The organism is Segatella copri (genome assembly GCF_019249655.2).
Taxonomy (GTDB): Bacteria; Bacteroidota; Bacteroidia; order Bacteroidales; family Bacteroidaceae; genus Prevotella.
In genome coordinates, this window is record NZ_CP137557.1 from 3,194,553 (window position 1) to 3,219,950 (window position 25,398).

24 protein-coding genes are annotated in these 25,398 nt (G+C 43.7%); 10 read left to right on the forward strand and 14 right to left on the reverse strand.

Translation table 11 applies throughout. The features are described 5' to 3' along the window. Positions 1-30 precede the first annotated feature (30 nt). Both KUA49_RS13160 and KUA49_RS13165 read right to left on the reverse strand, forming a co-directional pair. A complete protein-coding gene (locus KUA49_RS13160) occupies positions 31-432 on the reverse strand; it encodes a hypothetical protein (protein WP_218411580.1) in 402 nt (133 codons plus the stop codon). A gap of 131 nt (positions 433-563) precedes the next feature. Beyond that, a complete protein-coding gene (locus KUA49_RS13165) occupies positions 564-845 on the reverse strand; it encodes a DUF3127 domain-containing protein (RefSeq protein ID WP_218411579.1) in 282 nt (93 codons plus the stop codon). Positions 846-1,240: 395 nt separating this feature from the next. On the opposite strand from KUA49_RS13165, the gene KUA49_RS13170 reads away from it, so the two are divergent. Together KUA49_RS13170 and KUA49_RS13175 are read left to right on the forward strand one after the other, a co-directional pair. Next, the gene (locus KUA49_RS13170; RefSeq protein ID WP_256624743.1) at positions 1,241-2,101 is read left to right on the forward strand and encodes an Rpn family recombination-promoting nuclease/putative transposase; all 861 of its coding nucleotides are present in this window, start codon (positions 1,241-1,243) and stop codon (positions 2,099-2,101) included. A 138-nt stretch (positions 2,102-2,239) separates the two neighbouring features. After that, complete coding sequence (locus tag KUA49_RS13175; protein WP_218411578.1) at positions 2,240-2,761, forward strand: hypothetical protein; 522 nt, start codon at positions 2,240-2,242, stop codon at positions 2,759-2,761. Between the two features lie 51 nt (positions 2,762-2,812). On the opposite strand, the gene KUA49_RS13180 is transcribed toward KUA49_RS13175, so the two are convergent. The 3 genes from KUA49_RS13180 to KUA49_RS13190 all read right to left on the reverse strand — a co-directional run bounded on the left by KUA49_RS13180 (position 2,813) and on the right by KUA49_RS13190 (position 4,356). Then, on the reverse strand, positions 2,813-3,217 hold the full coding sequence (locus KUA49_RS13180) for a hypothetical protein (protein ID WP_218411577.1): 405 nt from the start codon (positions 3,215-3,217) through the stop codon (positions 2,813-2,815). Between the two features lie 81 nt (positions 3,218-3,298). Beyond that, positions 3,299-3,862, reverse strand: coding sequence for a DUF4468 domain-containing protein (locus tag KUA49_RS13185; RefSeq protein WP_218411576.1), 564 nt, complete (start codon positions 3,860-3,862; stop codon positions 3,299-3,301). Between the two features lie 35 nt (positions 3,863-3,897). Beyond that, positions 3,898-4,356: a hypothetical protein gene (locus tag KUA49_RS13190; RefSeq protein ID WP_218411575.1), complete on the reverse strand. Its 459-nt coding sequence runs from the start codon at positions 4,354-4,356 to the stop codon at positions 3,898-3,900. Positions 4,357-4,698: 342 nt separating this feature from the next. Between KUA49_RS13190 and KUA49_RS13195 the strand changes: the two genes are divergently transcribed. Together KUA49_RS13195 and KUA49_RS13200 are read left to right on the forward strand one after the other, a co-directional pair. Beyond that, positions 4,699-6,723: a GIY-YIG nuclease family protein gene (locus tag KUA49_RS13195; RefSeq protein ID WP_218411574.1), complete on the forward strand. Its 2,025-nt coding sequence runs from the start codon at positions 4,699-4,701 to the stop codon at positions 6,721-6,723. A 98-nt stretch (positions 6,724-6,821) separates the two neighbouring features. Beyond that, positions 6,822-7,343 carry a hypothetical protein gene (locus KUA49_RS13200; RefSeq protein ID WP_218411573.1) on the forward strand — a complete coding sequence of 174 codons (522 nt, stop codon included), beginning with the start codon at positions 6,822-6,824 and terminating at the stop codon, positions 7,341-7,343. A 142-nt stretch (positions 7,344-7,485) separates the two neighbouring features. Here the strand turns inward: KUA49_RS13200 and KUA49_RS13205 are convergent, their stop codons facing one another. Beyond that, positions 7,486-8,850, reverse strand: a complete 1,365-nt coding sequence (locus tag KUA49_RS13205; RefSeq protein WP_218411572.1) for a hypothetical protein — start codon at positions 8,848-8,850, stop codon at positions 7,486-7,488. 625 nt (positions 8,851-9,475) lie between these two features. Between KUA49_RS13205 and KUA49_RS13210 the strand changes: the two genes are divergently transcribed. From KUA49_RS13210 to KUA49_RS13220, 3 genes are all read left to right on the forward strand, one after another. Further along, complete coding sequence (locus KUA49_RS13210; protein ID WP_318331617.1) at positions 9,476-9,673, forward strand: hypothetical protein; 198 nt, start codon at positions 9,476-9,478, stop codon at positions 9,671-9,673. A gap of 666 nt (positions 9,674-10,339) precedes the next feature. Beyond that, the gene (locus KUA49_RS13215; protein WP_412178587.1) at positions 10,340-11,080 is read left to right on the forward strand and encodes an HU family DNA-binding protein; all 741 of its coding nucleotides are present in this window, start codon (positions 10,340-10,342) and stop codon (positions 11,078-11,080) included. 176 nt (positions 11,081-11,256) lie between these two features. Continuing rightward, positions 11,257-11,352: a smalltalk protein gene (locus KUA49_RS13220; RefSeq protein WP_238405158.1), complete on the forward strand. Its 96-nt coding sequence runs from the start codon at positions 11,257-11,259 to the stop codon at positions 11,350-11,352. Positions 11,353-11,466: 114 nt separating this feature from the next. Here KUA49_RS13220 and KUA49_RS13225 read toward each other — a convergent pair whose 3' ends face one another. After that, on the reverse strand, positions 11,467-12,993 hold the full coding sequence (locus KUA49_RS13225; RefSeq protein WP_218411570.1) for a peptide MFS transporter: 1,527 nt from the start codon (positions 12,991-12,993) through the stop codon (positions 11,467-11,469). A gap of 298 nt (positions 12,994-13,291) precedes the next feature. On the opposite strand from KUA49_RS13225, the gene KUA49_RS13230 reads away from it, so the two are divergent. Further along, positions 13,292-14,167: an RNA polymerase sigma factor RpoD/SigA gene (locus KUA49_RS13230; RefSeq protein WP_089542826.1), complete on the forward strand. Its 876-nt coding sequence runs from the start codon at positions 13,292-13,294 to the stop codon at positions 14,165-14,167. 153 nt (positions 14,168-14,320) lie between these two features. On the opposite strand, the gene KUA49_RS13235 is transcribed toward KUA49_RS13230, so the two are convergent. The 4 genes from KUA49_RS13235 to KUA49_RS13250 form a co-directional block, all read right to left on the reverse strand. Then, entirely contained in the window at positions 14,321-14,995 is a 675-nt protein-coding gene (locus tag KUA49_RS13235; protein ID WP_203039480.1) for a hypothetical protein, read from the reverse strand. Between the two features lie 97 nt (positions 14,996-15,092). Then, complete coding sequence (locus tag KUA49_RS13240) at positions 15,093-16,472, reverse strand: MFS transporter (protein ID WP_218411569.1); 1,380 nt, start codon at positions 16,470-16,472, stop codon at positions 15,093-15,095. Between the two features lie 96 nt (positions 16,473-16,568). Continuing rightward, positions 16,569-17,330: a porin family protein gene (locus KUA49_RS13245; protein WP_203039484.1), complete on the reverse strand. Its 762-nt coding sequence runs from the start codon at positions 17,328-17,330 to the stop codon at positions 16,569-16,571. Between the two features lie 55 nt (positions 17,331-17,385). Beyond that, positions 17,386-18,795, reverse strand: a complete 1,410-nt coding sequence (locus KUA49_RS13250) for a LysM peptidoglycan-binding domain-containing protein (protein ID WP_218411568.1) — start codon at positions 18,793-18,795, stop codon at positions 17,386-17,388. Positions 18,796-18,942: 147 nt separating this feature from the next. Here KUA49_RS13250 and KUA49_RS13255 point away from each other — a divergent pair, with 147 nt between their 5' ends. Both KUA49_RS13255 and uvrA read left to right on the forward strand, forming a co-directional pair. Further along, positions 18,943-19,647 (forward strand): gliding motility-associated C-terminal domain-containing protein, encoded by a 705-nt coding sequence (locus tag KUA49_RS13255; protein WP_218411567.1) that lies wholly within the window; start codon positions 18,943-18,945, stop codon positions 19,645-19,647. 45 nt (positions 19,648-19,692) lie between these two features. Next, on the forward strand, positions 19,693-22,518 hold the full coding sequence (gene uvrA, locus KUA49_RS13260; protein WP_218411566.1) for an excinuclease ABC subunit UvrA: 2,826 nt from the start codon (positions 19,693-19,695) through the stop codon (positions 22,516-22,518). 98 nt (positions 22,519-22,616) lie between these two features. Here uvrA and KUA49_RS13265 read toward each other — a convergent pair whose 3' ends face one another. From KUA49_RS13265 to KUA49_RS13275, 3 genes are all read right to left on the reverse strand, one after another. After that, a complete protein-coding gene (locus KUA49_RS13265; RefSeq protein ID WP_203039493.1) occupies positions 22,617-23,510 on the reverse strand; it encodes a YitT family protein in 894 nt (297 codons plus the stop codon). An 84-nt stretch (positions 23,511-23,594) separates the two neighbouring features. After that, positions 23,595-23,780 carry a DUF4250 domain-containing protein gene (locus tag KUA49_RS13270; protein WP_203039495.1) on the reverse strand — a complete coding sequence of 62 codons (186 nt, stop codon included), beginning with the start codon at positions 23,778-23,780 and terminating at the stop codon, positions 23,595-23,597. Between the two features lie 152 nt (positions 23,781-23,932). Next, complete coding sequence (locus KUA49_RS13275) at positions 23,933-25,384, reverse strand: NADH-quinone oxidoreductase subunit N (RefSeq protein WP_218411565.1); 1,452 nt, start codon at positions 25,382-25,384, stop codon at positions 23,933-23,935. Positions 25,385-25,398: the final 14 nt, after the last annotated feature.

The window sequence follows — 25,398 nt, forward strand, 5'->3', positions numbered from 1 at the left end:
CTATCAATTTAAGTTGAACATCCATAACTTCTATCGCTTCAACTGATAATCCACCACAGCCTCAGCAGCCTCTTCCGCCTCCTTTACCAGCGCGCTGCCGATGTTGATTCCTTCATCACAGAACACCTTCAAGGTGAGCTGGATGGCTCCATCCTTGGTCTTGCTCACACGACCGTGCGCCAGTTTTCTGATCAGCACTGACTGCGAGCGGATTCGTGGTTTCATCACGAAATCAAAAGTTCCATCAGAAAGCTGCTGGGCAACGCCCTGCGAGCGGAATCCCTGCACCTTCACTCCTGCCCCATGTTCACTAGGTGCAAAGAGGAAACACTTGCTCTCATCATAGAAAGCCATACCACCCAGCTGCACATGCTGGCAGCCATTATTATTCACCTGCTGGTTATTTACCTGCTTATTCTGTCCCTTTTTCATAAAATCTTCAATTAAAATAAGGATGAACGAAAGAAGTGTCATAAGTTTCAGTTTGCGCAAATTATCCCGGGACAATTCTTACTCCACCTATTTCAATTCAAGATTAAACACTTGCCTATCAAGCCTCTGCTTTACTTGCCCAGCTTTTCAATATCCGTAACCAGGATATCCTGATAAACCTGACCATTGTACTCATGAGCCATGAATCGGAGCGTCACCGCTACTATCGTGCCCGGAGCAAACTTGCACTGAGCCATATTGCCCAGCATAGCGGCAGCATACTGGTTCTCGTACTTGCCACCCAATTCCTGCAAGATGATGTTACATTTCATCATCTGTCCGTTCTCACTCTTCTGGCTCTGCACGGCGAAAGCCTCGCCCTGCTTCACCACTCTCATAATCTGAGCATTCATAATTATATAATGAAGAAGATGCTTCAAGATCACCAAACCATTTCGGCGTTGTCTTGTTTCTTCGACGATGCAAAAGTACTGCGAAAACCAAGGCAAAACAATCCTTTTCCCACACCTTCCCCGAAAAACCCGTGATTTTGGGAAAAATCGGGCATTTCTTGGGAAAAAGTAAGAAGAAGAAAAAAGAGAGAGCTAAAAAGTAAAGAAAAAGGGAAAAATCATTCCCCTTCCCCCCAAAAATCCCTCATTTTTTCCCAACGTTGGGAAAAATCTTGGGAATCTTGGGAAAAATCACCCCCACAACCCACATTTTAACACACGAAATATTTATAATTCAAAAAAAAATGCTTATTTTTGCACTACAATTCAGTTAAACGTTTTAAAAGGAAATAGATATGAAACGGATAGAAGAACGATATATTAGCTTGCTTACCGATTTCGGTTTTAAGCGTATCTTTGGAACAAAGCCTAACAAGGATTTGCTCATCAATTTCTTGAATTCACTGTTTGATGGTTTTCAGGTCATCAAGGATGTGAAGTACTTGAATAGTGAGCACGTTGGTGATGTTTTTGCCGAGCGCAAGGCCATCTTTGATGTATATTGCGAAAATGAGCGTGGCGAAAAGTTCATCGTTGAGATGCAGAATGCTTATCAGAAGTACTTCAAGGATCGTTCTTTGTTCTATTCTACTTTTCCTATCCGTGAACAGGCTCCAAAGGGGGCTGAATGGAACTTCAAGCTTGAACATGTTTACACTGTTGCTCTGCTGAATTTCGACTTGGAAGAAGAGGCATTTGACAAAAATGATATCAACCATGATGTGGGCTTGCTTGACAAGAAGACTCTTAAGGTTTTTAATGACAAACTTTCTTTCAAGTATGTTGAGATAGCGAAGTTCAACAAAACAGAGGATGAGCTTGTCACGCTTTATGATAAGTGGTTGTATGTGTTGAAAAACCTCTCCCGATTGGATGAACGTCCTGCTGCCTTGAAAGAGAAAGTGTTTACTAAACTCTTTGAGGAGGCCGAGATTGCGAAGTTCACCCCAACAGAGTTGAAAGAATATGAGGATAGTTTGAAGGCGTATCGTGATGTCAAGAACTCTATAGATACGGCTTTGGAAAAGGGGCGTGAGGAAGGTAAAAACTCGATGGCTATCCAAATAGCAAAAAAGATGTTGGATGCTGGCATGGATATAGAAACAGTTATGCAAATAACAGATTTGTCAAAAAGTGAGATTGAGAAACTAAAATGATAAATCTCTATTCATTAATGTCAAAGGAATACGGAATCGTGTATTTACTAACAAACCCAGTAATGCCTGGTCTCGTAAAGATCGTAATGGCGGCACAGGAAAATATTGGTAGGATGAATAATAACAACTTTTATGAATATGGACAGTATTAGAGACTTATCCAAAGATAAAGACATCATCCGAATAATCGGAAGAATGCCTGATCGTGTTTTGGATAAAGAGGCTGAGGGCGAAGGTGTAGATATCTTAGATAGAATTTATGAGGTCCATATAGGTACGCAAGGCAAAATGATAGATATGTTGCTGAAAGCCGGCTATAAGGTTACTGAAAGTGATTCTTATACGGCTGTAATCATTGGTGAAAAAGTCTCCGAGAATACGCTCAAAACTTTGCCAGAAGGATGCAAGAAAATTGACGTTAATTCTATAGCGTCATGGTTGGTTGACAACAAAATAGCGAACAAGAAATATACTTTTCACAAGGAAATGCCATCAAACGAAATCAGCGAAAAGAAAGAAGTAGATAGTGGAAAGAATGTGTTGGCAATAATTGCTGTTATGGTAATAATCGTTGGCGTTATTATCTTTTGCCCAGTTTTATTACTTATACTTCTGTTTGTTCCAGGCGCATTGAAAGTATTTGTCCGCTCATTTCTTTGATAAACTTAATTGTTGAAATAAGTTGATGATGGCAGAATAATAATCCTGCCATCATTTAAATTTTCCCTTCAATAGAGGTAAAAAGAAAATAGCCAATCCGATAAACGCCATTCCCAAAAATACCATTAGAACTGAAACAACTATCAGAATTGCTAATGTCCACAAAGTGTCTTTACAGAATACGTCCTTCTTAAAAAGAATCCATGTTGTTGCATCTTCTTTTTCTTTTGCCTTTTTAAAACAATCCCAATAAGTTAGAAGCAACCATGTCACTATAGCCAACACTATCCCCGTGATCAAACTGCTGGTGATAATAGTATCCATAGACAACTTTTCATGAATGCTTTCATAGCCTTCAGGTTCTTCACCGTTATAATAACTCATCCCAATACAGGAACCAAAGAGCACTGTAGTACCTACCATTGAAGAAATTTTATATTTTCTTTCGTCATCCATATTAAAAATAAAATTGAAGTATTATACATAACTTATCCAATCTAAACACAAAGAATACTCTTTCGATATTTTTCCAAATAATTAAAAATCGTCATTTTCCAGTTCTTTGGCAGTTAACCAAATTCCAGAGGCGATTTTACCCACATCAGACGAATATACTAGTACTGCATTTTCATCTTTTGACCACATAAAATAGTTTTTCAACTCTAGGCTTTTTCTTCCATTATACTGTCTTGTACCATTAAATATAAAAGATTCTTGCCAATTTGCCATAGCATCTTCAGTTTTTATTCTAAATCGACCATCTTTGATATTGATAGTAACCATATAATCAATAGTACCAGTCATATCAATTGTGGTCTTTTGACGATAATTCTTCTTAGAAGAGAGATATGTTGAATACCTAAACTTTATTGTACCATATTCCTTATCATCATACTGTAATTTCTGTTGGAAACCAGGAATATGAGAAGCAAGCCATTCTTTTGCAGAACGGTATAATACATCTTTTGATTGTGGACATGATAATACCATTGTGAGATTATAGTTAGTAGTATCACATTCAGCTTTCTCGACTTTAGCCTGAGCTTGGCAGAAAGTTGCCACAAAAAGACAAAGGAACAATATTGCAAAATATTTCTTCATGTTCATTTTATCTAAATAATTATTCAATTATATAACTAAAATTTTCTATTGTAGTCAACATCTACCCATTTAAGGCATGGAAAATATTTCTTAATATTATCTTTTGTAATTTGGATAGTATCACTACCTCCACCCATGTAATCGATGACTATCTTGGAAGGAAATGGAGATGGCTTTTTACCAACAAAAAAGTAAGGATCAAAATGTTTAGTATAACTATTCTTTGGTTCAAAAGGGCCAGTACAATATATATGAAAATATTTGTGACCATCCTCATCAACAATAGCATCTCCTACACTATTAAGAGGAGAGTAAAATACATGCAAATACTTTATATTTCTTTCACCAGTTACCTTAAACTTCGCTTCCAACTGGAGATGGCTAAAGTCCATAATATTTGCAACGTAATACTTAAATCTAGAGAATTGTACCTGCGCACTCATACTCATACTCATTGCGACTGTCATAATCGCCAAAATAACACGTTTCTTCATAATCACATCATTATATGTTATAGAATATTTAATAATCCTAACCGATTGTAGCTCCAGAAGCAGTTAATAAACCACCCTACAAAGCTCACTGCAAAAGTAATTCTTTTTTTTGATAATCAGACTAATTCAATAGAGAAAATATCCTATTACGCTATAACTTAACTTTAATTCACATATTAGATTAAAGAAGCAACATTCTATAAAAAGCCATATAAAATACATTAACACTTAAAGATGGTTAAAAAACATAATGATAACGACGCAGTTATTTGCATTATTGCGGATTTTTATATATCTTTGCAAGCAAATAATTATCATTGATAAAATAAAAATTATAGAGCTATGGCAAGAAAATGGACAAGGGAAAATGTATTGGAAGAAAGCAAGAAGTATTCTTCTAGATCAGAATTCAAAAAAACGAGTTCTGGCGCATTCCATATTGCATATATAAATGGTTGGTTAGACGAAATGACTTGGTTGGTTCACCCTGCACCAAAACCAATCAAATGGACGAAAGAGGCAGTTTTTGAAGAATCAAAAAAATATTCTGTCTTAACTGATTTTATCCGCGAAAATATCTCTGCATATACAGTAGCAAGAAAAAATGGGTGGTTAGATGAAATGATTTGGATTGAAAGAAAAAGTGTCATACGAGGTTTTTGGCAATTAAAGGAGAATGTATTTAATGAATCTCATAAGTATAAAACTTTAAAAGAATTCAGAGAAGGATGTTCTGCTGCTTATAATTCTGCAAAGAAAAAGGGATGGCTGAAAGAAATGACTTGGTTAAAGAGAACTGATAGCAAACCCAAAGGCTATTGGAAAATCAAGGAAAACGTTTTGGAAGAATCTCATAATTACAAAACAACTACCGAGTTTTGTAAGAGAAATTATCTTGCATATAAAAGTGCGCTTGACAATATGTGGCTGGATGAAATGACTTGGCTCAAGAAAGCAAATCGTATGAAAAAAGGGCATTGGAAAAATAAGGAGACAGTCTTCAAAGAAGCCCAAAAATATAAGTATAAAAGTGATTTTCGCCGTAAAGCTCCTTCTGCTTATGCTACCGCATGGAAAAACGGGTGGCTTATAGAAATGACATGGTTCCAGCCAAAGGGGTATGAACGTGCCATCCAAGGACCTATACATAAGATTTATGTTTATATTGATGAGGACAAGAAATATGCTTATGTAGGAGCCACCAACAATATTGATCGCAGGGATTATGAACACAGAACCAAGAAAGATGACCCTGTGCTTAAATATTTTACAAGCATAGGTAAAAACGTCCCAAAATATAAGATATTGAGAGAAGGTCTCACGATTATTGAAAGACAGCGTGAAGAGCGAATACAATCCCTTTATTACAGAGATATACTCCACTATACATTGCTTAATAATATCAATGCTACAGGTGAGAACATTGGCTCTTTGGGTAGTCTCGTATATAAGTGGACAAGAAACAAAGTAATAAAAGAAGCAGAAAAATATAAAACGCCTACAGAGTTTTTTACAAAAGCTGCAGGTGCTTATGATGCAGCTCTTAAATACAAGATGATGAATGAAGAAACTTTTCCTTGGTTCTACAGCAAAAGAAAACCGCCTCGTTGGTGGAATGTAAAAGAACATGTCTTTGAAGAATCGAAGAAATATAAAACTTGGAATGAATTCTTTCTGAAGTCTTCTGCTGCTCATTATTCTGCAAGGAAACATAAATGGGAATCTGAAATGACATGGCTAACTCATGATCAAGCCGTTCAAGGTTATTGGCAAAATGAAGAACATGTCATAGAAGAATCTAAAAAGTATTCAACGAGATCAGATTTCTTCAAGGGTTGTCATGCTGCGTATGATTATGCATTCAAACACAATCTATGGGAAAAAATGCCTTGGATAAAAACTAAAGTGAAAGAACAAGGCTATTGGACAAAAGAACGTGTATTCGAAGAAGGTGCCAAATATTCAACTAAAATGGAATTTAAAAAGATGGCGCCAACTGCATATTCAAAAGCTGTAAAATACAAATGGATAGAAGAGATGAATTGGTTCATTTCTAATGTAAAGCCTAAGGGCTATTGGCAAAATAAGCAGAATACATTGAACGAATCTCATAAATACTCTTCACGCAGCGAGTTCAGATGGGGGAATCCTGGTGCTTATAGAGCTTCTATAGATAATGGGTGGATAGAAGAAATGACATGGCTAAAGCGCCCAAAGAGCTATAATTATAAATGGTCACGTGAAAATGTATTCATAGAATCACATAAGTATGAGTCTCGTAGTGCATTTAAAAAAGGTAGCCCTGCTGCATACAGAGTTGCGTTACAGAATGGATGGTTAGCAATAATGGTGTGGCTTAAAAAGTAAGAGACCTATATATAGAAAGTTTTATCATTATGTATAATCATAGCTAATTAACGGTTAACACAATAAGTATAAATAATATTTTAAATTAATAATTAACAATGGAATACAAACTGAAATGGCCTGATGTAAAAGGCCGAAAAGAGATTAAAGCTATTGACGTTAAATATGGTGACGTAGTAGCAGTTGCTGAATTTTACAGAAACTCGTTTACAAACGAAATTGAGTTTGGAAGAACAGGCTTAGCTGTTATGGAAAGTCCTGATTGGGCAATATGGTACATTAACCTATGTAAAGAAGAAGGACGAGTATGGGTTAATGACCCACTTCCAGATGATGTGATGTTATTTGAACCTACCGAAGAAGAAGAATATTTCGGTAAATTAATATTGTTGCAAGAATTATTTAATACATATTCAAATCCATATTTTAATGGTCAAGTAATAACAGATGCGACTATAGATAAATATCTAAAACTAGAATTTTCTAGTGTAATCGAATACATAAAAAAATATTCTGAAAAATGGGGATATAGATTTTGGGATGATGCTATTGACGCTATTGCTGAAGCTAAAAAAGAGAGAACGGCACAATTAGCAAATCTAAAATTATGTAAGAAGTAGGTGTAACTGCACTCTATAATGAAATGACTATCTCTAAATGAGGATAGCGTAATGTAATAAAAATTAGTCTAGATTACGTTTACATTGGAGAGAGGTTGGGGAATGTCCCACCTCTCTCTAAGTAAGATAGTCTTCCCCTCTCTCAAATACTTCTCTTATAATCCTCCATCTTCTTCAACTTATAATACAGCTCATGAGCGATATGATAGTCGGGATCGGAATCTGCAAGCCACTCCGAAAAATGGAGGTTGTGGTTCTTTTGGGTTTCCTGCTTTCTGAACGAATCTACCACGCATTTCTTTTCTACATCAGGAAACATCAGGTTCATGCGGGCAGCAAAGGCATTCTTGTCTTTACCCTCCTTCACCATGTGGAACGTATATTTCATCAGGCACCACACTATGTACCAGTTCTGCTGCTTGGTCATGTTGCCCTTTATCCAGAACTTCAACATCTTTTCTAACTTAAATGGATCCACCCAGTTGGCAAATAAAGAATCGCCATGATGCTCATAGTCATCAGCCTGGGCTATCTTCTCCTCCAACTTTCCATACTCACCCTGATACTTGAACAGCTTGACAAAATCTTCCGGTGAAGCCTGCTCTCGGACAAGTGTATGGACCAGCTCTTCTTCATCCTCTTCATTGATGTTATTATACCAATCTCCACATAGCTTATAATTTCCGTATTTATCTATCGTTTCTACCATCACTTTCTGTAAATCCACTTTAGTAAAACCCATTCTCCTGCTTTCCATGTGACGCTTCTGCACCTTTGCCTCATGCTCCAGATGAGCCGGTAACATATGCTCGTCAAAATCTCGCTTGATATAATGATAAATAATCACAGCCTCCTGATCAGTGCGGGAAAAACGGGTTCTGCACAAGTCGTTAAAATCATTGTATATACGGGTAATTGTAGCGATGGTTTTCTCCAAAGCCAACTTCAATCCGGTAGAGATAAAAACTTTCAAATTAGCTATAAAATGCGGAAACTCAGCACTAGTCTGAGCAGTTAGCTTCTCATACTGAGCATAAATAGCATTGTCACTAAGAAATTGTCCATAGTCATCTACATCCAAAAAATAGTTTACATGCTTATGAGCAATATCCTGAATGTCATTCAGTACCTTCTCCAAAACTTCCTTATAGATGGCCATCAGCTCATCATCATAGCTTTTGTAGATGCTAATATAGACTTTCTTATGGAGCGTATGAATATATTCAAGAAAATCTGTCAATTGCTCGGCAAGGTTTTGGTAAATATGATTGTAATGAGTAAGATCCTTTCGCTTTTCAGTTTTCCATTGAAAATCTTCCATAGCATGACGAATCTCCTTAGATAGATGCTCTGCTTCTCTCTTAAACTGGTCAACATCATCCTTAGTTACAGGTGTGTATTTCTTTTCTCCTGTAGCCTCATCCGTTACCAACAAATCTTCTTCTGAAGTAATTTTCAGGAGAAAGACGTAACGATTATCGTTAAAAGGTTGTTCTTCTGTTTCCATCGTTTTACTTATACAGGTTAAAATGTTAACAAAAAAATAAGCGGCGTAGGTTTCCCTGTAAGCACCGATATTCGGGTACCTGCAAGAACCTTCAACAAGGTACAAACAAGTACAGCCCACGCCGTAGAGGAGTGGACGCCTTGCTGTCACCGTCTTCTTGTTGAATTTCTGAATTTGCAGGTTCTGAATATCGTAGAAGTGTCAGATAATCAGCGTCTATCGTATTATGATTTCTATCTATTTTACTTTCTGTTTCTTACTTCAAAATTTTTAAAGAGTCGAGTTCACTTTGAAAGTGGATCCGATTCAAATTAAACAAATGTCTTGGCGGGGTTAAACCCTCCTTGACGATTACTAACTCAATCACTGTATAGCAACACCAGTGAAGTTTTCTGCGCATCATGCACAGAATTCGCCCCCAAAGTTACAAAATAATTGCGAAAAACGTGCATATTTATATAGATTAACACAAAAAAATGAGAAAAAACTTCAAAAAACATGGGCAAAGAGGGATTTATTGCATTTTTAAACAAAACCAAAACATCAAAATATTATATTACGTTCAATATCCGTTTATCCTGCATATTTTCAGTCTTTGATAAAATATGCTTATATTATCTTTGTTATGAAAGATTATTTATCTGCACGGAAAATGGAAAGAGAGAAAGAAATGATTTTTCAAGGAATCATGAGCAGAAATTGGCTCTCGGGGCTAAAAAAATGTGCCGCCGATGGCACTTTTCACCCCTACAGAAGGGTAAAAAGAGAGGGGTCAAGGCAGGTTGAAGAGGGGCACAAATGGGCATTTCGAGAATATTATTAACATATTTGACATAAAAACGCAATACAAGAAGAGCAGCACGTTGGGTATAAAATAGCATTTTCATACTCTTTGCGAAGTAAAACAACAAGAAAACAATTCAGTCTACAAAAATCTCTTTGCACTAATAATCAACGTTTTACAAACACAACACCATTCCTTTCAGAATAAATTTTCCATAACACTAGGGTGTCATTAAGGGTCAGTGTCATTAAGGGTCATTAAGGTTTTCGGGGGCGCAAATATCTATATAGTATAATATAAATAATATTTATATTATACTATAGTTCTTAATGACATTTGCATTCTCTTAATGACCCTTAATGACACGCTTTGCACCATCTGCATATTCTTCATCAGAAGCGCAGCAAGTTACTCCTGCAAGAAACGTGTAAAAATAGCATTGGGTTAAATTGCAATATATCAACCACTTACGCCATTTTTACCATCTTATTTCCGTAAAAACTTGATTTCGGCTTTAAAATTTCGTATCTTTGCACCGGCAATCGAAAGAACAGCCTTTTGTGCCTCAGGGCGGTCATCATAGAAGACCGCAGCGGGTCTTAAATGATGGCAGGCGCCGGTCATCAATGAAGACCAGAAAAAGCACAGAAAACGGGGCTTTCTGGGTAGTTGTGATTTTATAGAACTCTTAAAACGAAACAGAGTATGATTAACTACAGCATCGTAATGCGCAGCGTGAACGCAAACCTTTTGGAGATCAACCAGGCAAAGTCACGCATCAACCAGGCTAAGCAGGAGGGTAAGAATCCTGACCAGAAGGACCTTGACCTCGTGAAGACCGAGAAGCAGAATGCGTTCGCCATCTCGCAGTATACCGATGTGATGACCATCGAGAAGTTTGCCAAGCACATCACTTCTCACGGCAGTGTGTATTCAAGAGCTGACATCAGCGCCATCCTCTACATGGCAGTAGACTGCATGAGAGAGATGCTGCTCGAAGGCAAGAAGATTCGTCTGGGCGACCTGGGTGACTTCTCTCTCCTGCTCGGCTCCAAGGGCGCAGAGACTGCCGACAAGTTTACGGCGCAGAACATCACCCAGGTGAAGGTTCAGTGGGAGCCTGGCAAGGAGTTCAAGAACCTGCTCGACGACGCCGAGTTTAACCTCGTGGCTAGCCGCAGCGCCCAGGCTGCTGTGCTCAAGGCCATCAAGGAGGGCAAGACCAACGTTGACCTCAACCTGCCTATCGACCCTGATGGTGGCGACGACGGCAACGGCGGAAGCACCACTACTGGCGGCGGAAGCAATGCTGGTGGCAGCGGAACCACCGGCACCGAGGGCAGCGGAACCACCGGTTCTGAAGGCGACAACAAGGGTGACACGGGTACTTCCGGCGGCAATACCGACGGCGGTTCTAACGGCGACAACGAGCACATTACTCTCTAGCCGATAAGAGAGTGCCATAAATATCTTGCCTAGAGTATAATAAGGCACGGATTACACGGATAACACGGACTTATGGCACTCTTGTAAATAAAGCCGATTATAAAACTCATCAAGAACCCGTATAATTGTGAAAAAAATCCGTGTAATCCGTGTAATCCGTGCCTAAAAAATAAAAGATGATGAAAAAGGAAACCTGGAAAATGGTGATTCAGATAGCCATCAGCATCCTGACGGCCATCGCCACCTCGCTCGGCGTAACGAGCTGCATGTAAGCAACAATCCCAAAAGTGTCATTAAGGGTCAGTGTCATTAAGGGTCATTAAGCAAAAACGAGATAACAGGCGCAACCTGTTACCTCGTTTTTTTGTATAGATGAAATTTTTGATTTAGCTTACACGATTCAACTTCTTGATGATAGAGAAGATGAAGAGAGCAGATACAAGGCAGATGCCGGCAAGAACACCCCAAATGGTGATGAGGTTGAAGTTCTGACCCCACATGATACCTGGTACCATGACCAGCTGGTTACCGATGGCTGTGGCACCGAACCAGAGACCCATCATCAAACCTGCATACTTTGGAGGAGCTACCTTCGATACAAACGAAATACCGATTGGAGAAAGTAGAAGCTCGGCAAAGGTAAGGATAAGATAGGTAGAGATGAGGAGGTTGGCGCTAACACGTGTACCCTCAGTAGCAGGATCACCCTGCGCCAAAGGAAGCTCCAAGCCCATTGAACCTACTGCCATCCATACGAAACCGAGAGCGGCTACGAGCATACCCAAACCTATCTTCTCAGGAGATGTTGGCTCCTTGCCAATCTTGTTGAGCCAAGAGAACAAGGCTACACTCACTGGTGTCAATGCCACTACGTAGCATGGGTTGAACTGCTGGAAGATAGGAGCCTCAACTTCTACCGCACCCTCAAGGTTGCTATACTTATAGAAGAGGAACGCGATGGCTGCAACGATTACGCCGAACGAAATGCCCTTACCCTTGCCAGTCTTGCTCTGTGCCAATCCGAAGCATCCGTAAACCACGAAGATGCAGGCCACGAGGTTGGTAACATCGAATGCCATTGACTGCAGACCCTCTGAAGTCTTCTGAGTATAGTCGCGGGCAAAGAGTGTCAATGTATTACCGTTCTGATGGAAAGCCATCCAGAAGAAGATAACCACGGCGAATACGAGACAGAGGCAGATGATGCGCTCCTTGGTCTCTGCCTTGGAAAGCTCGTTGGTCTCCTTGGCAGGAGTCTTATCGTCCTTGCTCTTGTTCTCAGAAGCAAGCACGTGCTTGTAGGTGGAGCTGAAGGCATAGTAGATGGCGATACTGATGATGAGCGAAGCACAAGCCACGGCGAATGCGAAGTGGTATGAATCCGCCACTGATACGCTCAGACTCTCCTGCGCCCACTTCATGATCTTGATGGCTGCAGTAGGAGCAAACATGGCGCCGATGTTGATAGCCATGTAGAAAAGCGAGAAACCGGAATCACGGTTGCTGGAATACTGTGGCTCGTCGTAGAGGCGACCTACCATCACCTGCAGATTACCCTTGAACAATCCGGTGCCCAGGGCGATGAGGATAAGCGAAACGCCCATGGCGGCTACAGCAACGGTGTCCTTGCCAAGAGGAAGAGAGAGGACCAGATAGCCGATGAACATGATGAAGATACCCGTGGTAACCATACGTCCGAAGCCAAACTTGTCGGCTGCAATACCACCGATGATAGGCAGGAAGTAAACCATCATCAGGAATGTGGAGTAGATAGTACTTGCCAATCCGGTTTCAAAACCGAAGTTGGCCTGCAAATAGAGCAAGAACACAGCAAGCATGGTGTAATAGCCGAAACGCTCACCCGTGTTTGCCAAAGCTAAGGCCCATAGACCTTTTGGTTGATTCTCAAACATAATTTTTTATTTTTTTCTATTATTTATTATTTAGTTATTCTTTTCTCGCAATTTCCGTGCAAAGATACACATTTTTTTCGATATTTCAAACTTGTTGCATCAAAAACCTAACATAAAATACCATTTTTATATTCAAAAACGGCTAAATTTCTAAAATACAGACAAATCCTGCAAAAGTTTTCCATTTCTATTACAACAAGATTGCATTTTTTTTTGTAACTTTGCAGCCCGAAACCGTAAAGGTGGATTCCGACAGTATTATAAGATAAAAACAAAATAGAAAGGTAAAAGGATATTTATGAGACAACTTAAGATTAGCAAGAGTATTACCAACCGTTCCAGCGAAGCACTTGACAAGTACTTGGTGGAGATTGGTCGAGAACCTATGGTCTCTATCGACGAGGAGATTGAGCTGGCCCAGAAGATTCGCAAAGGCGGACGCGAGGGTGAGCGTGCCAAGGAGAAACTGGTTAAGGCAAACCTCCGATTCGTGGTGTCTGTTGCTAAGCAGTACCAGCACCAGGGTTTGGGTCTTACCGACTTGATTGACGAGGGAAACATCGGTTTGGTGAAGGCTGCCGAGAAATTTGATGAGACTCGTGGTTTTAAGTTCATCTCATACGCAGTGTGGTGGATTCGCCAGAGCATTCTCCAGGCCATCGCTGAGCAGAGCCGTATCGTTCGCTTGCCTTTGAACCAGGTGGGTGCGTTGAGCAAGATCAGCGCAGAGATCAGCAAGTTTGAGCAGGAGAACCAGCGCAAGCCTTCTGTTGCCGAGCTGGCACAGATTACCAAGATGGAGGAAAGCAAGATTGACCAGACCATCAAGGCTGACAATCACCACATGAGTATTGATGCTCCATTTGGTAGCGATGACGATGACAATGCCATGGTCGACGTGATGGCTTCGGGCGATGACAGCCGTACCGACAAGGGTGTGGATTTCGAGTCTATGGCAAGTGAGCTGCAGCGTGTGCTGGCCACTGTATTGAAAGAGCGCGAGCGCAAGATTCTCTGCTACTGCTATGGCATCGGTTGCCACGAGAAGGGTTTGGAGGAAATCGGCAGCGAGTTCAACCTCACCCGCGAGCGTGTGCGCCAGATTCGTGAAAAGAGTATCATCAAGCTCCGTGAAAGCGGAAAGATCAAGATCTTGATGAAATACTTGGGATAAGTTATAATTTATAGTTTATAGTTTATTCGGATTTGAAGACGAGAGAAAATTAGATAAAAACTAAGTTGCTCATAGCAACGAAGGAAAAAGGGCAATCAGTTGGTTCATCCCAATCTGATTGCCCTTTCTCTATTAACTATAAACTGTTAACTATTAACTATTCACAAAGTTTCCATTCTTATCTATCAAGCCGCTTATTCCGTCTCTCACTGCCTCGAAATAAGGATACTCATCTCTGAGACAGATTTCATCATAGAGGAAATCGGCTACGATGGTGTCCTTGCCGTCTGGCATGACCAATCCCATCTTGCCATTCTTCTCGGCTATTACCGGCATGATGCTCAGGTCATCATTGTAGATGTAGCACGTGCGGAGAAAATCATACACGGGCTGAAGCATCACGTTGCCCTGATGGTCTTTCATGCCAAACTTGCCGTTCTCCTCGAACACCTCGTGATAACGGATGTACTTCTCCTTCAGGCGATGATAGTAGAACACCATCTTGCGCTTGTCGTTCACGAAGTCCAGCATATACTGGAACGTATCGCAATAGTTTGCCACCGAACGAACCAAAATCATCTTCAAGTCCAAACCGTCCAATGCCTTTCGGTTCAAATCGATATACTTGGCAATCGCCTTCTCCTTCTCCGGAACAGAGAGGCTTGCCAATCTTTCCTCAAACTTGAGCATAGCTTGTTTAGTTCCCGACATTCCTTTAATGTATCGGTGAATCTGTCTGCCCATTTCCGAACAGATAAACTTGTCTATCTCCTGCTGCTCTATAGGGTCAGCATAGTCCTTAATCAATGATTCAGCTGTAGGGTTCATGGTTGTTCCTTTCTTTTATAGAATTATACTTTCAGAGATTCTGAAGAACGAAAAGCAAACGAATTCTTCACTCTCCGTTCTTCACTCTTCACTTCATTTATTTCTTCACATTAGGCTGCTGCAGGCCATAGCCCTTGCGCTTGTCTTCCAGGAGGAGAAGGAAGGAGATGACGATGGCAATCACGCCGAAGGCTGCAAAGATGGTCATCGTCTCAGTATAGTCGATTACACCATCAGCACCCGTGTTTGCCTGGTTCACCTTACCAATCCATACCGGAATAAGAGCCAGTCCGATATTCTGAATATAGAAGATAAGTGCGTATGCAGTTCCTAAGAGTTTCATTGGGATGATCTTTGGCACGGATGGCCACATGGCAGAAGGCACCAATCCGAAGGCAATGCCCAGGATGAGCATCATCACAATGGCAAGCACCCATGAGTTGAGTGGCAGGGCAAAGACTACGTGTACCAGAGTAAGGAGGCAACTGCCGATAATCATCAGCGTGGCACCCTTGCCATACTTGTCGTATACGCTGCCGAAGAGCGGAGTGAGGAAGATGGTACCGAATGGCAACATCGCAGGAATCAGACCTGCCATATTAGCATCAACACCATACTTGAAAATCATCAGCTTGGTGGCAAACTTCAGGAATGGGAATACACCTGCATAGAACATCAGGCAAAGGAATGCTACATACCAGAAACCTGTTGTCTTGAAAAGTCCACCCAGGTCGGAGAACTTGAATCCTTCTTCCGGTTCAGTAGCCGCAGCAGCTGCTGAAGCATCCTCCTTCTTATCCATTGCGCAATAAACCAGATAGACCAGCACACCGGCACAAAGCAAGGCTGCACCCAAGCCAATAGAAGCAGATACGCCGCCCATTGCCTTGGCAAAAGGAAGAGAAGCACCCAGGGCAGCGGCTGTTCCCAAACGAGCCGTAGCCACCTGCACGCCCATTGCCAGAGCCAGCTCATGACCCGTAAACCATTTCACAATAACCTTGCTCACGGTAATACCGCATATCTCACAGCCCACGCCATAGATGGCGAAGCCAAGAGCAGCGATGACTACCTGTGTACTATAAGTACCAAAGAATGGCACTGTCATTGATCCGGCAAACTCATGCCCCACTGCGTACCACTTCAACAAGGCTCCACCAAACATCAGGACGGTAGAGAGGATACCCGTAAAACGGATGCCGAACTTATCGAGAATGAGTCCACCAAAGAAGAGGAGCAGGAGGAACACATTAAAGTATCCGTAGGCTCCAGAGAAGAAGCCGTATTCATCCGAACTCCATCCGAGTCCGAGGCCATTCTCTGCCCCCTTGGCTGCTGTCAAGAGTGGCTCCAGCGGAGACATTACATCTGTAAAAAAGTAACCGAACATCATCGTGACGCTCACAATGAAGAGGGCGGTCCAGCGAGCTGACTTCGAGTCGCTCAATTTCATCTGAATTTTTTCTGTTGTACTCATCGTTTCAAAACATAAATGATAATTTGATTATCACTAATTTCTATTTTCTATTAATTATTAACTATAAACTATTAACTATAAACTATTAACTGTAAACTACTTTCTCCTAACGTTCTTCGTTCTTGTAATATCGAAGAGATAAGAGAGTTTCAATACTATCTGTCCGTAGTTACTCTTTCCGAAGTAATCACGCTTCGACGCACCGTAGATATTGCCCAATCCGTAGTAGTAGCGCGCCTCGGCAAGGAAGTGTCCCACCTTCGGGATGCTGTATTCAGCACCCAAGCCCAGGGCAATGCCGTAATCCAACTTGTTCTTGATGGCCATGGTATCCTGCGCCACCACGGGACTTACGCGGTCGTTATCCGTCTTCGGCATGTTCTTCACGTCGAAGTTGGTATCTTTCGAATCGCTCAGATAGAATCCGAATTGCGGACCGGCATTCACGAAGATGTTCAATCCCCTCTCCTCTCTACCCCATGCCAGATGGGCAAACACTGGCACCTGGATATAGTTGATGGTGCGGCTGTAGGCCATCGCCTGCTTCGTATCCGTGATAATCACGGGCTGGTTGTCGATATCGAGGATATCTTCCTTCCATCCCACCTGGGCGTAGTTCACCTCGGCGTAGATGGAGCAGATGGTCTTGAAGTATTTCTCGCAGGTATATTTCAGCGAGAGTCCTCCGGTGATTCCCCCGTGCTGTTTCTGCTGCACATCCGGTTCGAAGCCCACCGAACTCATCACGTATCCGCCGTTGAATCCGATGCTAAAGTCGTTGCGATGTTCTCCTATCTGTGCCGAAACCGGGATTCCGAAAGCCAGCAACAGAACCAGCAGCCCAAAATATCTATTCATTATCAACTCAAAACTATAAACTATAAATTGTAAACTATAAATTGTAAACTATAAACTAGTACTTAATCGCCTCTATCTGATGATTGAAGGTATAGTGAATCAGCTGGAAGCTCTTGTTTCTGTATCCGCCCCTGCTGGTCTTCACGAAATGCAGAGGAGTCTGAACAGGCTGATAATTCACCTGCTGGCCATCCCCGTTGAAGCTGGCACCCTGCTTCTTCAATCCCTGGATAAAGAACATGCCGTGGTCGTAGCCCGTGATGGCGAAACGTGGCTGGGCTATCATCATCGGCTGATGGAACCAGGCTGCATAATTCTTCTCCAAACTCTGCGTCTTTGCCGAGCTGGCATTATAATAGAAGGTGGAAGGGATATAAGTATCATACTTATAGAATCGCTCCAAGTTGTACTTGGCGTACATCAGCCATTCGGTGTAACCGAAAAGCGAGATGGCTGCTCCCGGATACTTGCTGTCGAATTCATCCAGCTTGTTGAGCACCGCCGTCAACTGTGGTGAGCGGCCCGTGTTCAGGATAACCACATTCTGCTTGCTAGGCAGGAAAGCCTTGGCAAACTGGTCGATGCTGGAATTCACGTTGGTGATGCTATAGTTGATGTTTCTCTTCTCCAGCTCCTTGCGGAGTCCGTAGGTGAAGACACCCTTTCTCGATGTAGAGTCGTTGCAATCTACGAAGATAGGATGCACATTGGTGAATCGCTTCAGGAAAGCCTGGATGGTGGATTCGTTCAGCGTCTCCTGACTCTGGTAAACCTGGAAAATCTCCTTGTTGCGCTCCACGTCATCCCCATTGATGGAGAACGGAATCACCAGTTTGATGCCGTAGGTCTTGCAGAAGCCCGTCAGCGGAGCCACCTGCTTGGTATAGAGCGGACCGAAGATGATGTCGCACTTGTCGGCACCTTCCTGCAGCAGGGTGGTACGGATATCCGCATCTATCGGCACGTTCCAGGCATGAACATCGGTAGAGATTCCCTTCTGCTTCAACTCATCGCAAGCCATCAGCAGTCCGCGGTAATACTCCACCATTCTCTTTCCGTCGCCATCCACATCGTGCAAAGGCAACATCACGCCAATCTTCACGGCGTTGCTCACCACGGCAGGCGCAGCAGCACTCTTGGCAGGCGCTAAAGCCCCCGTGCCCGCAGTTGCGGCAGCAGCCGAAGCCCCGGCAGCATTCCCCGCTTTCTCCTGGTTCTTCTTCAAATCCTTCTCATAAGGAATAAACAGGGTGGCACCCTTCTGCAAGACGTAGCCCTCCTGTTTCATCTCCGGATTCGCCTCCATCAGTTCCGGCAAAGACAGTCCGTACTTGTTGGCAATGCCAAACACCGTATCCTTCTTCTTCACCGTATAAATGTCACGCCATTTGGTGGTCTGGGCGAAAACACCCATACTCAAAGTCAATCCCACAATCATCAAGAAATATCTCATACTTCTTCTCATAATCGTTCCAAATTTAATGTTAATATCTTCAGAAATCATGCCTTTCACGGCAATAATTCAACTTTTCACCTGCAAAAATACAAAAAATCTCGCATCTAGCCCAAAATCTCTAAGCTTTTTATTATCTTTGCACAAATTATTTGTAAAATGAGACTAAAAATAACGATACTTTGCATCATGTTGCTCGTTTTTGGGCACATTCATGCCGATGATGTTTATCCATCGGCAACGCCTACCGCTGCCTTCACGGGGCCTGACGGCGAAACCACCACCGACGAATCCTACAGCGGTTCGGCACCAGTTCATGCCACCTTTGAAGCGCACCCTGCCGACTATGCGGGATGGGACGCCTACTACGAATGGAGGTTCTACAAAGACGCGGCTCAGGAGCCATATATAATAAGGTATGAGGAGAACACCGACTTCGACTTCACCGAGTCGGGAAGCATCCGCGTGGTGCTCTACGCCAAGTTTACCCAAGGCGAACTGGAGATAGAGACAACCAACGAGGAGAGTCCCTTCACCCTCTCCATCTCAGAGAGCGTGCTGCTCATGCCGAATGCCTTCAGCCCCAACGGCGACGGCATCAACGACATCTACAAGGCGAAGGACGGCTACCAGAGCATCACCGACTTTCATGGCTACATCTTCAACCGATGGGGACAGAAACTCTTCGAGTGGACCCATCCTGCCGAAGGATGGGACGGCACCTACAAGGGCAAGCCGGTGAAGGATGGCGTCTATTTCTGCCTCGTCAAGGCAAAGGGTGCCGACGGCAAGACGTATAACATCAAGAAAGATGTAAATCTGCTGCGCGGATTCACAGAAACACAAAACAATTCAGGACAATGATTTGATTTCAGCAATGAAGTTTCATTTCAGAAGAAAGATAAGAGCATGATTTCAGAAGAAAAAATAAATGTATGGGGCGCACGAGTTCACAATCTCAAGAACATTGATGTAGAGATTCCGCGCGACTCCCTCACCGTGATAACCGGTCTCTCTGGATCGGGCAAGTCTTCGCTGGCTTTCGACACCATCTTCGCCGAAGGTCAGCGCAGATACATCGAAACCTTTTCAGCTTACGCCCGCAATTTTCTGGGCAACATGGAGCGCCCTGACGTGGACAAGATTACAGGCTTGAGCCCTGTGATCAGCATCGAGCAGAAGACCACCAACAAGAACCCGCGCTCCACCGTGGGCACCACCACCGAGATTTACGATTACCTGCGCCTGCTCTTCGCACGTGCCGGAACGGCCTACAGCTACCAGAGCGGCAAGGAGATGGTGAAATATACGGAAGAGCAGGTCATCGACCTTATCCTCGATGAATACGAGGGCAAGGCCATCTTCCTCCTCGCCCCACTCGTGCGCATGCGCAAGGGTCACTATCGTGAACTCTTCGAGGGATTGCGCCGCAAGGGCTACCTCTACGTGCGCATCGACGGCGAAATCAGGGAGATAGAAAGAGGTATGAAAATCGACCGATACAAGAACCACAACATCGAGGCGGTGGTTGACAAGCTCGTGGTGAAGGAAAACGACGAGGAACGCATCCGCAAGAGTGTGGCTACGGCGATGAAACTGGGCGACGGAATGGTGATGGTTATCGAAAAAGGCGCTACAGAGGGCAAAAACTTCTCCAAGCGACTGATGGACCCCGTTACCGGAATCGCCTATCAGGACCCGGCGCCAAACATGTTTTCCTTCAACTCCCCAGAAGGAGCCTGTCCGCATTGCAAGGGACTGGGAAAGGTGGGCGAAATCGACCTCAAGAAGGTGATTCCGGATGATGAGCTCAGCATCTACGAAGGCGGTATCGTGCCATTGGGAAAATACAAGAACCAGATGATTTTCTGGCAGATTGAGGCACTGCTGGCGAAATACGACCTGAAACTGAAGACGCCTATCTGCGAGATTCCCGAAGATGCCATGCAGGAAATCCTCTATGGCTGTCTGGAAAACGTGAAGATTGCCAAGGAGAAGGTGGATACTTCTTCGGATTATTTCTGCGCCTACGATGGCGTGGTGGATTACCTGCAGAAGGTGATGGAAGACGATGAGAGCTCCGCCGGAAAGAAATGGGCCGACCAGTTTGTCTCTACCGTAGACTGCCCGGAATGCCACGGTCTGCGACTCAAGAAGGAGTCGCTCGCCTTCCGCATCTGGGGCAAGAACATCTCTGAGGTGGCAAGCCTCGACATCACCGAACTCCGCTCGTGGCTCGAACAGGTGGAAGAGCATCTGCCTGCCATGAAGGCGAAGGTGGCGCACGAAATCATCAAGGAACTGCACACCCGTGTCAACTTCCTTCTCGACGTGGGATTGGTTTATCTCTCGCTCAACCGCCAGTCGGCTTCGCTCTCGGGCGGTGAGAGTCAGCGCATCCGCCTCGCTACTCAGATTGGCAGTCAGCTGGTCAATGTACTCTATATCCTCGACGAGCCTAGCATCGGCTTGCACCAGCGCGACAACGAGCGACTTCTGAAAAGCCTCAAGGAACTTCGCGACCTGGGCAACACGGTGATCGTGGTGGAACACGATGAAGACATGATGCGTGCCGCCGACTGGATTATCGACATCGGTCCGAAGGCAGGCAGAAAGGGAGGCGAGGTTGTCTTCCAGGGAACTCCGGCAGAAATGCTGAAGACCGACACCATCACCGCCCAGTATCTGAACGGCAAGATGGCGATAAAGGTTCCGGAAAAACGACGCGAAGGCAACGGCAAGAGCATCACCATCCACGGTGCCAGGGGTAACAACCTGAAGAATGTGGATGTGGAATTCCCATTGGGCAAGCTCATCGTGGTAACGGGTGTGAGCGGTTCGGGAAAATCAACCCTGGTCAACGAGACCCTGCAGCCGATTCTCTCGCAGCATTTCTATCGCAGCTTGAAGAAGCCGATGCCATACGACAGCATCGAGGGCATCGACCTGATAGACAAGGTGGTGAATGTAGACCAGAGTCCGATAGGCAGAACTCCGAGAAGCAATCCTGCCACCTACACTGGAGTCTTCGCCGATATCCGAACCCTCTTCGTAGGACTCCCTGAGGCGAAGATTCGAGGCTACAAGCCGGCTCGCTTCTCCTTTAACGTGAAGGGTGGAAGATGCGACGAATGCAAGGGCAACGGCTACAAGACCATCGAAATGAATTTCCTGCCGAATGTGTATGTGCCTTGCGAGGTTTGCCACGGCAAGCGTTACAACCGTGAAACCCTGGAGGTGAGATATAAGGGAAAGAGCATTGCCGACGTGCTGGATATGACCATCAACCAGGCTGTGGAGTTCTTCGAGAACGTGCCTCAGATTCTCAACAAGATCAAGGCTTTGCAGAGTGTGGGCTTGGGATATATAAAACTAGGTCAGAGTTCCACTACCCTTTCGGGCGGAGAGAGCCAAAGAGTAAAACTCGCCACCGAGCTTTCGAAGCGAGATACGGGTCAGACGCTCTATATCCTGGATGAGCCAACCACCGGACTGCATTTCGAAGACATCCGCATGCTGATGGATGTGCTTCAGAAGTTAGTAGATAGAGGCAACACGGTCATCATCATCGAGCACAACCTGGATGTGATAAAACTTGCCGACTGGCTGATTGATATGGGTCCGGAAGGCGGACGAGGTGGCGGAAAGCTCCTCTTTGCCGGAACACCGGAAGACATGGTGAAAAGCGGCGTAGGCTACACCAGCAAGTTTCTGGCACAGATGCTGAAGAAATAAAGCGAAAAAAAGATAGAAAAAAAAACTCCGTTTCAATTCCGTGTACTTTACAAATATTCATACACGAAATTGAAACGGAGTTATTTTATCCATGAAGCCTATACTCCATGTTCCTTCTTAGCCTTGTACTTAATCTTATCAAAGCCTTCGCCATAAACACCGATCACGGCACTCTGACTGACAAAAGCATTCGGGTCTATCTCGCTGATAAGGCGGAAAATGGCTGGAGCCTGGCGCTGCTTGGCAAGCACGAAGAGCATCTTCACATCCTGACCGGAATAGAAACCGCTGGCGTTCACCACCGTTACTCCTCTATCAGCATCCACGTTGATGCGCTTGCCTATCTCCTCATACTTCTGCGAAATGATGAAGAACTGTACACTTCTACGGCGACTGTTCACCACCTGGTCGATGCAGAATGCCTGAACGCAAAGAACCACATAACCATATAACACTTTCTCCCAATCGTGAACCACCAGATAGCTGGAACTGATGATGAAGATGTCGCATATCATAATCACTCTACCTAAGGAAATGTCGCGATACTTGTTGACAATGGCGGCAATGATATCCGTACCACCCGTACTTCCACCAACAGAGAAACCGAGTCCGATTCCGCAGCCGCAGAAAACGGCACCCAGGAAAGCAGCCCATAAAGGTTGGTTTTCCAAGAGATGAATATCGCCTAAACGACTGGAGAAGAAGGAGGTCAAGGCGGTTACCACGATAACGGCATAAACGGTCTTGACACAGAACTTAGCTCCCAAAATCTTGAACGCACATATTAATAAGGTGGCGTTGGCGATGAAATATGGGATTTGCACAGGGCAACCGGTTGCCCAATAGATGATACTGGAAATACCTGGCAATCCGCTTGCCGTCACATTGGTAGGCAAGAGGAATACGTTCCATCCAATGGCGTAGGAAATCATTCCTATCGCAATCATTACATAGTCTTGTACAGACTTCCACAAGGGTCGAGGAGGATTCATAATTAATTTATAATTTATAATTTACTACTAATAGTTGATAGTTTATAGTTTATAGGGCACTCTTTATAGTTGAAAGGGTGCTCTTTACCAGAATTTATTCTGCTGCTCTGACCACTCAAAGCCTTGGGTAGCCATTTTCGCCTCTAATGCCGCACGGTTCACGTTAAAGTGATTACAGATTTCATCGAGTGTATCAAACTCGTGGTCACGAAGCAGGAAGTTGATGGCGCTTACCAGCATCGGAACATCATTCATTGGTAACTTATCCATTTTAAATTTATAATTTATAATTTACAATTAATAATTTATAGAGGAGGCACAATGCCTACTCGGGTGCAAAGTTACTGCAAATTTTAGATAAAACAAAAAAAAATCCCAGCAATCTTTGACGATTACTGGGATTTTTCTAATTTATTGAATCTTTACGCATTCACTGCCACTGAAATCCAGTCGAAGACGAATGAGCAAATACCGAATGCTACGATACCTACTGTGCAGATAGCAAGCGCCAACTTGGTTGAGCATGCGCTCTGGAATGTAGGAAGCGGATTATCGCTGTGCTTGATGAACATTGCCTTCACGATGAGCAGGTAGTAGTACAAGCTGATAACAGTGTTTACCAATGCGATGAATACTACACCGTAAGCCCAGGCGCCCAATGTGGTGTGGATGTCGTGAGTTCCAACCGCTGCCATGAACACGAAGAACTTCGAGAACATTCCGGCAAATGGAGGAATACCACCCAATGAGAACAATGCCAAAGTCATCAGGAACGCCAGACGTGGGTTGGTCTTGTACAAACCATTGTAGCTGTCCATCTGAACAGTACCGTTGTTGTGCTCCTCAATAGATGAGATGATGGTGAAGACGCTCAGGTTGGCTACTACATAAATCAATACATAGTAGGTCAGGGCGCTCACGCTCATCGCTGAGTTACCTACCACAGCCAACATAATGTAACCTGCCTGAGAGATAGAAGAGAATGCCATGAAACGCTTCAGGTCGCTCTGACGGATGGCAAACAGGTTGGCGATAGTGATAGAAAGTACAATCACGATGTAAAGCAACACGGTCCAGTACTCTACCATTGGCTGGAACACCTTCATCAGGATGGCGCAGAGTGTGAACGCTGCAGCACCCTTAGAAACTACTGACAGATAACCAGTAACAGTAGTTGGTGCACCCTGGTATGAATCGGCTGTCCAGAAGTGGAATGGAACCAAGGAAATCTTGAAGCCCAGACCACTGAAGAAGAATACCATACCGGCAATGGTCAATGGTGATGCTGAAATCACATGAGCCATATCGTTGAAGTACAAGGTTCCGCAAGCTGCATAGAGCAGAGAAATACCATAGATCATCACACCACTAGAGAAAGTAGCGGTCAAAACGAACTTAGCACCTGCCTCAGCAGAATTGTGACGGTACTTATCAAAGGCTACCAAGCAGGCCATTGGCACAGATGCCATTTCGAGACCGAGGAAGAACAGGAGGAAGTGGTTGGCACTTACCATCATGTTCATACCCAGCAAGGTAGAGATAATCAACATATAGAACTCACCCTCCTTGAAGGCTGTGTCCTTACGGCTCAACCACTCCTTAGCCTGTACCATCACGATGAGGGTACCCAGAGCCAGGATAGTCTTCAACACACCGGCAGCAGGACCAGTGGTGTACATGCCGCCAAATGCCTCTGAGGCTTCTGTAGGGAAGATGTTGAAGGCGATGTGAGCCACCATCAAGAGACATACCAGAGGATTGAACCACTTACGGTCTGCGCTCTTGGAACTGCAGAAGTCAGCAATGAAAGTGATCAACAGAACTATCATCAAGGTAGCTTCTGGAATCATATTTAAAAATTGACTGTAATTCATTTCTTCTGATATTT

What these genes read in the sequence shown, in the direction of transcription:
- KUA49_RS13160 (WP_218411580.1), bottom strand. Translation starts at nt 432, where the DNA reads ATGAAAAAGGGACAGAATAAGCAGGTAAATAACCAGCAGGTGAATAAT.
- KUA49_RS13165 (WP_218411579.1), bottom strand. Translation starts at nt 845, where the DNA reads ATGAATGCTCAGATTATGAGAGTGGTGAAGCAGGGCGAGGCTTTCGCC.
- KUA49_RS13170 (WP_256624743.1), top strand. Translation starts at nt 1,241, where the DNA reads ATGAAACGGATAGAAGAACGATATATTAGCTTGCTTACCGATTTCGGT.
- KUA49_RS13175 (WP_218411578.1), top strand. Translation starts at nt 2,240, where the DNA reads ATGGACAGTATTAGAGACTTATCCAAAGATAAAGACATCATCCGAATA.
- KUA49_RS13180 (WP_218411577.1), bottom strand. Translation starts at nt 3,217, where the DNA reads ATGGATGACGAAAGAAAATATAAAATTTCTTCAATGGTAGGTACTACA.
- KUA49_RS13185 (WP_218411576.1), bottom strand. Translation starts at nt 3,862, where the DNA reads ATGAAGAAATATTTTGCAATATTGTTCCTTTGTCTTTTTGTGGCAACT.
- KUA49_RS13190 (WP_218411575.1), bottom strand. Translation starts at nt 4,356, where the DNA reads ATGAAGAAACGTGTTATTTTGGCGATTATGACAGTCGCAATGAGTATG.
- KUA49_RS13195 (WP_218411574.1), top strand. Translation starts at nt 4,699, where the DNA reads ATGGCAAGAAAATGGACAAGGGAAAATGTATTGGAAGAAAGCAAGAAG.
- KUA49_RS13200 (WP_218411573.1), top strand. Translation starts at nt 6,822, where the DNA reads ATGGAATACAAACTGAAATGGCCTGATGTAAAAGGCCGAAAAGAGATT.
- KUA49_RS13205 (WP_218411572.1), bottom strand. Translation starts at nt 8,850, where the DNA reads ATGGAAACAGAAGAACAACCTTTTAACGATAATCGTTACGTCTTTCTC.
- KUA49_RS13210 (WP_318331617.1), top strand. Translation starts at nt 9,476, where the DNA reads ATGAAAGATTATTTATCTGCACGGAAAATGGAAAGAGAGAAAGAAATG.
- KUA49_RS13215 (WP_412178587.1), top strand. Translation starts at nt 10,340, where the DNA reads ATGATTAACTACAGCATCGTAATGCGCAGCGTGAACGCAAACCTTTTG.
- KUA49_RS13220 (WP_238405158.1), top strand. Translation starts at nt 11,257, where the DNA reads ATGATGAAAAAGGAAACCTGGAAAATGGTGATTCAGATAGCCATCAGC.
- KUA49_RS13225 (WP_218411570.1), bottom strand. Translation starts at nt 12,993, where the DNA reads ATGTTTGAGAATCAACCAAAAGGTCTATGGGCCTTAGCTTTGGCAAAC.
- KUA49_RS13230 (WP_089542826.1), top strand. Translation starts at nt 13,292, where the DNA reads ATGAGACAACTTAAGATTAGCAAGAGTATTACCAACCGTTCCAGCGAA.
- KUA49_RS13235 (WP_203039480.1), bottom strand. Translation starts at nt 14,995, where the DNA reads ATGAACCCTACAGCTGAATCATTGATTAAGGACTATGCTGACCCTATA.
- KUA49_RS13240 (WP_218411569.1), bottom strand. Translation starts at nt 16,472, where the DNA reads ATGAGTACAACAGAAAAAATTCAGATGAAATTGAGCGACTCGAAGTCA.
- KUA49_RS13245 (WP_203039484.1), bottom strand. Translation starts at nt 17,330, where the DNA reads ATGAATAGATATTTTGGGCTGCTGGTTCTGTTGCTGGCTTTCGGAATC.
- KUA49_RS13250 (WP_218411568.1), bottom strand. Translation starts at nt 18,795, where the DNA reads ATGAGAAGAAGTATGAGATATTTCTTGATGATTGTGGGATTGACTTTG.
- KUA49_RS13255 (WP_218411567.1), top strand. Translation starts at nt 18,943, where the DNA reads ATGAGACTAAAAATAACGATACTTTGCATCATGTTGCTCGTTTTTGGG.
- uvrA (WP_218411566.1), top strand. Translation starts at nt 19,693, where the DNA reads ATGATTTCAGAAGAAAAAATAAATGTATGGGGCGCACGAGTTCACAAT.
- KUA49_RS13265 (WP_203039493.1), bottom strand. Translation starts at nt 23,510, where the DNA reads ATGAATCCTCCTCGACCCTTGTGGAAGTCTGTACAAGACTATGTAATG.
- KUA49_RS13270 (WP_203039495.1), bottom strand. Translation starts at nt 23,780, where the DNA reads ATGGATAAGTTACCAATGAATGATGTTCCGATGCTGGTAAGCGCCATC.
- KUA49_RS13275 (WP_218411565.1), bottom strand. Translation starts at nt 25,384, where the DNA reads ATGAATTACAGTCAATTTTTAAATATGATTCCAGAAGCTACCTTGATG.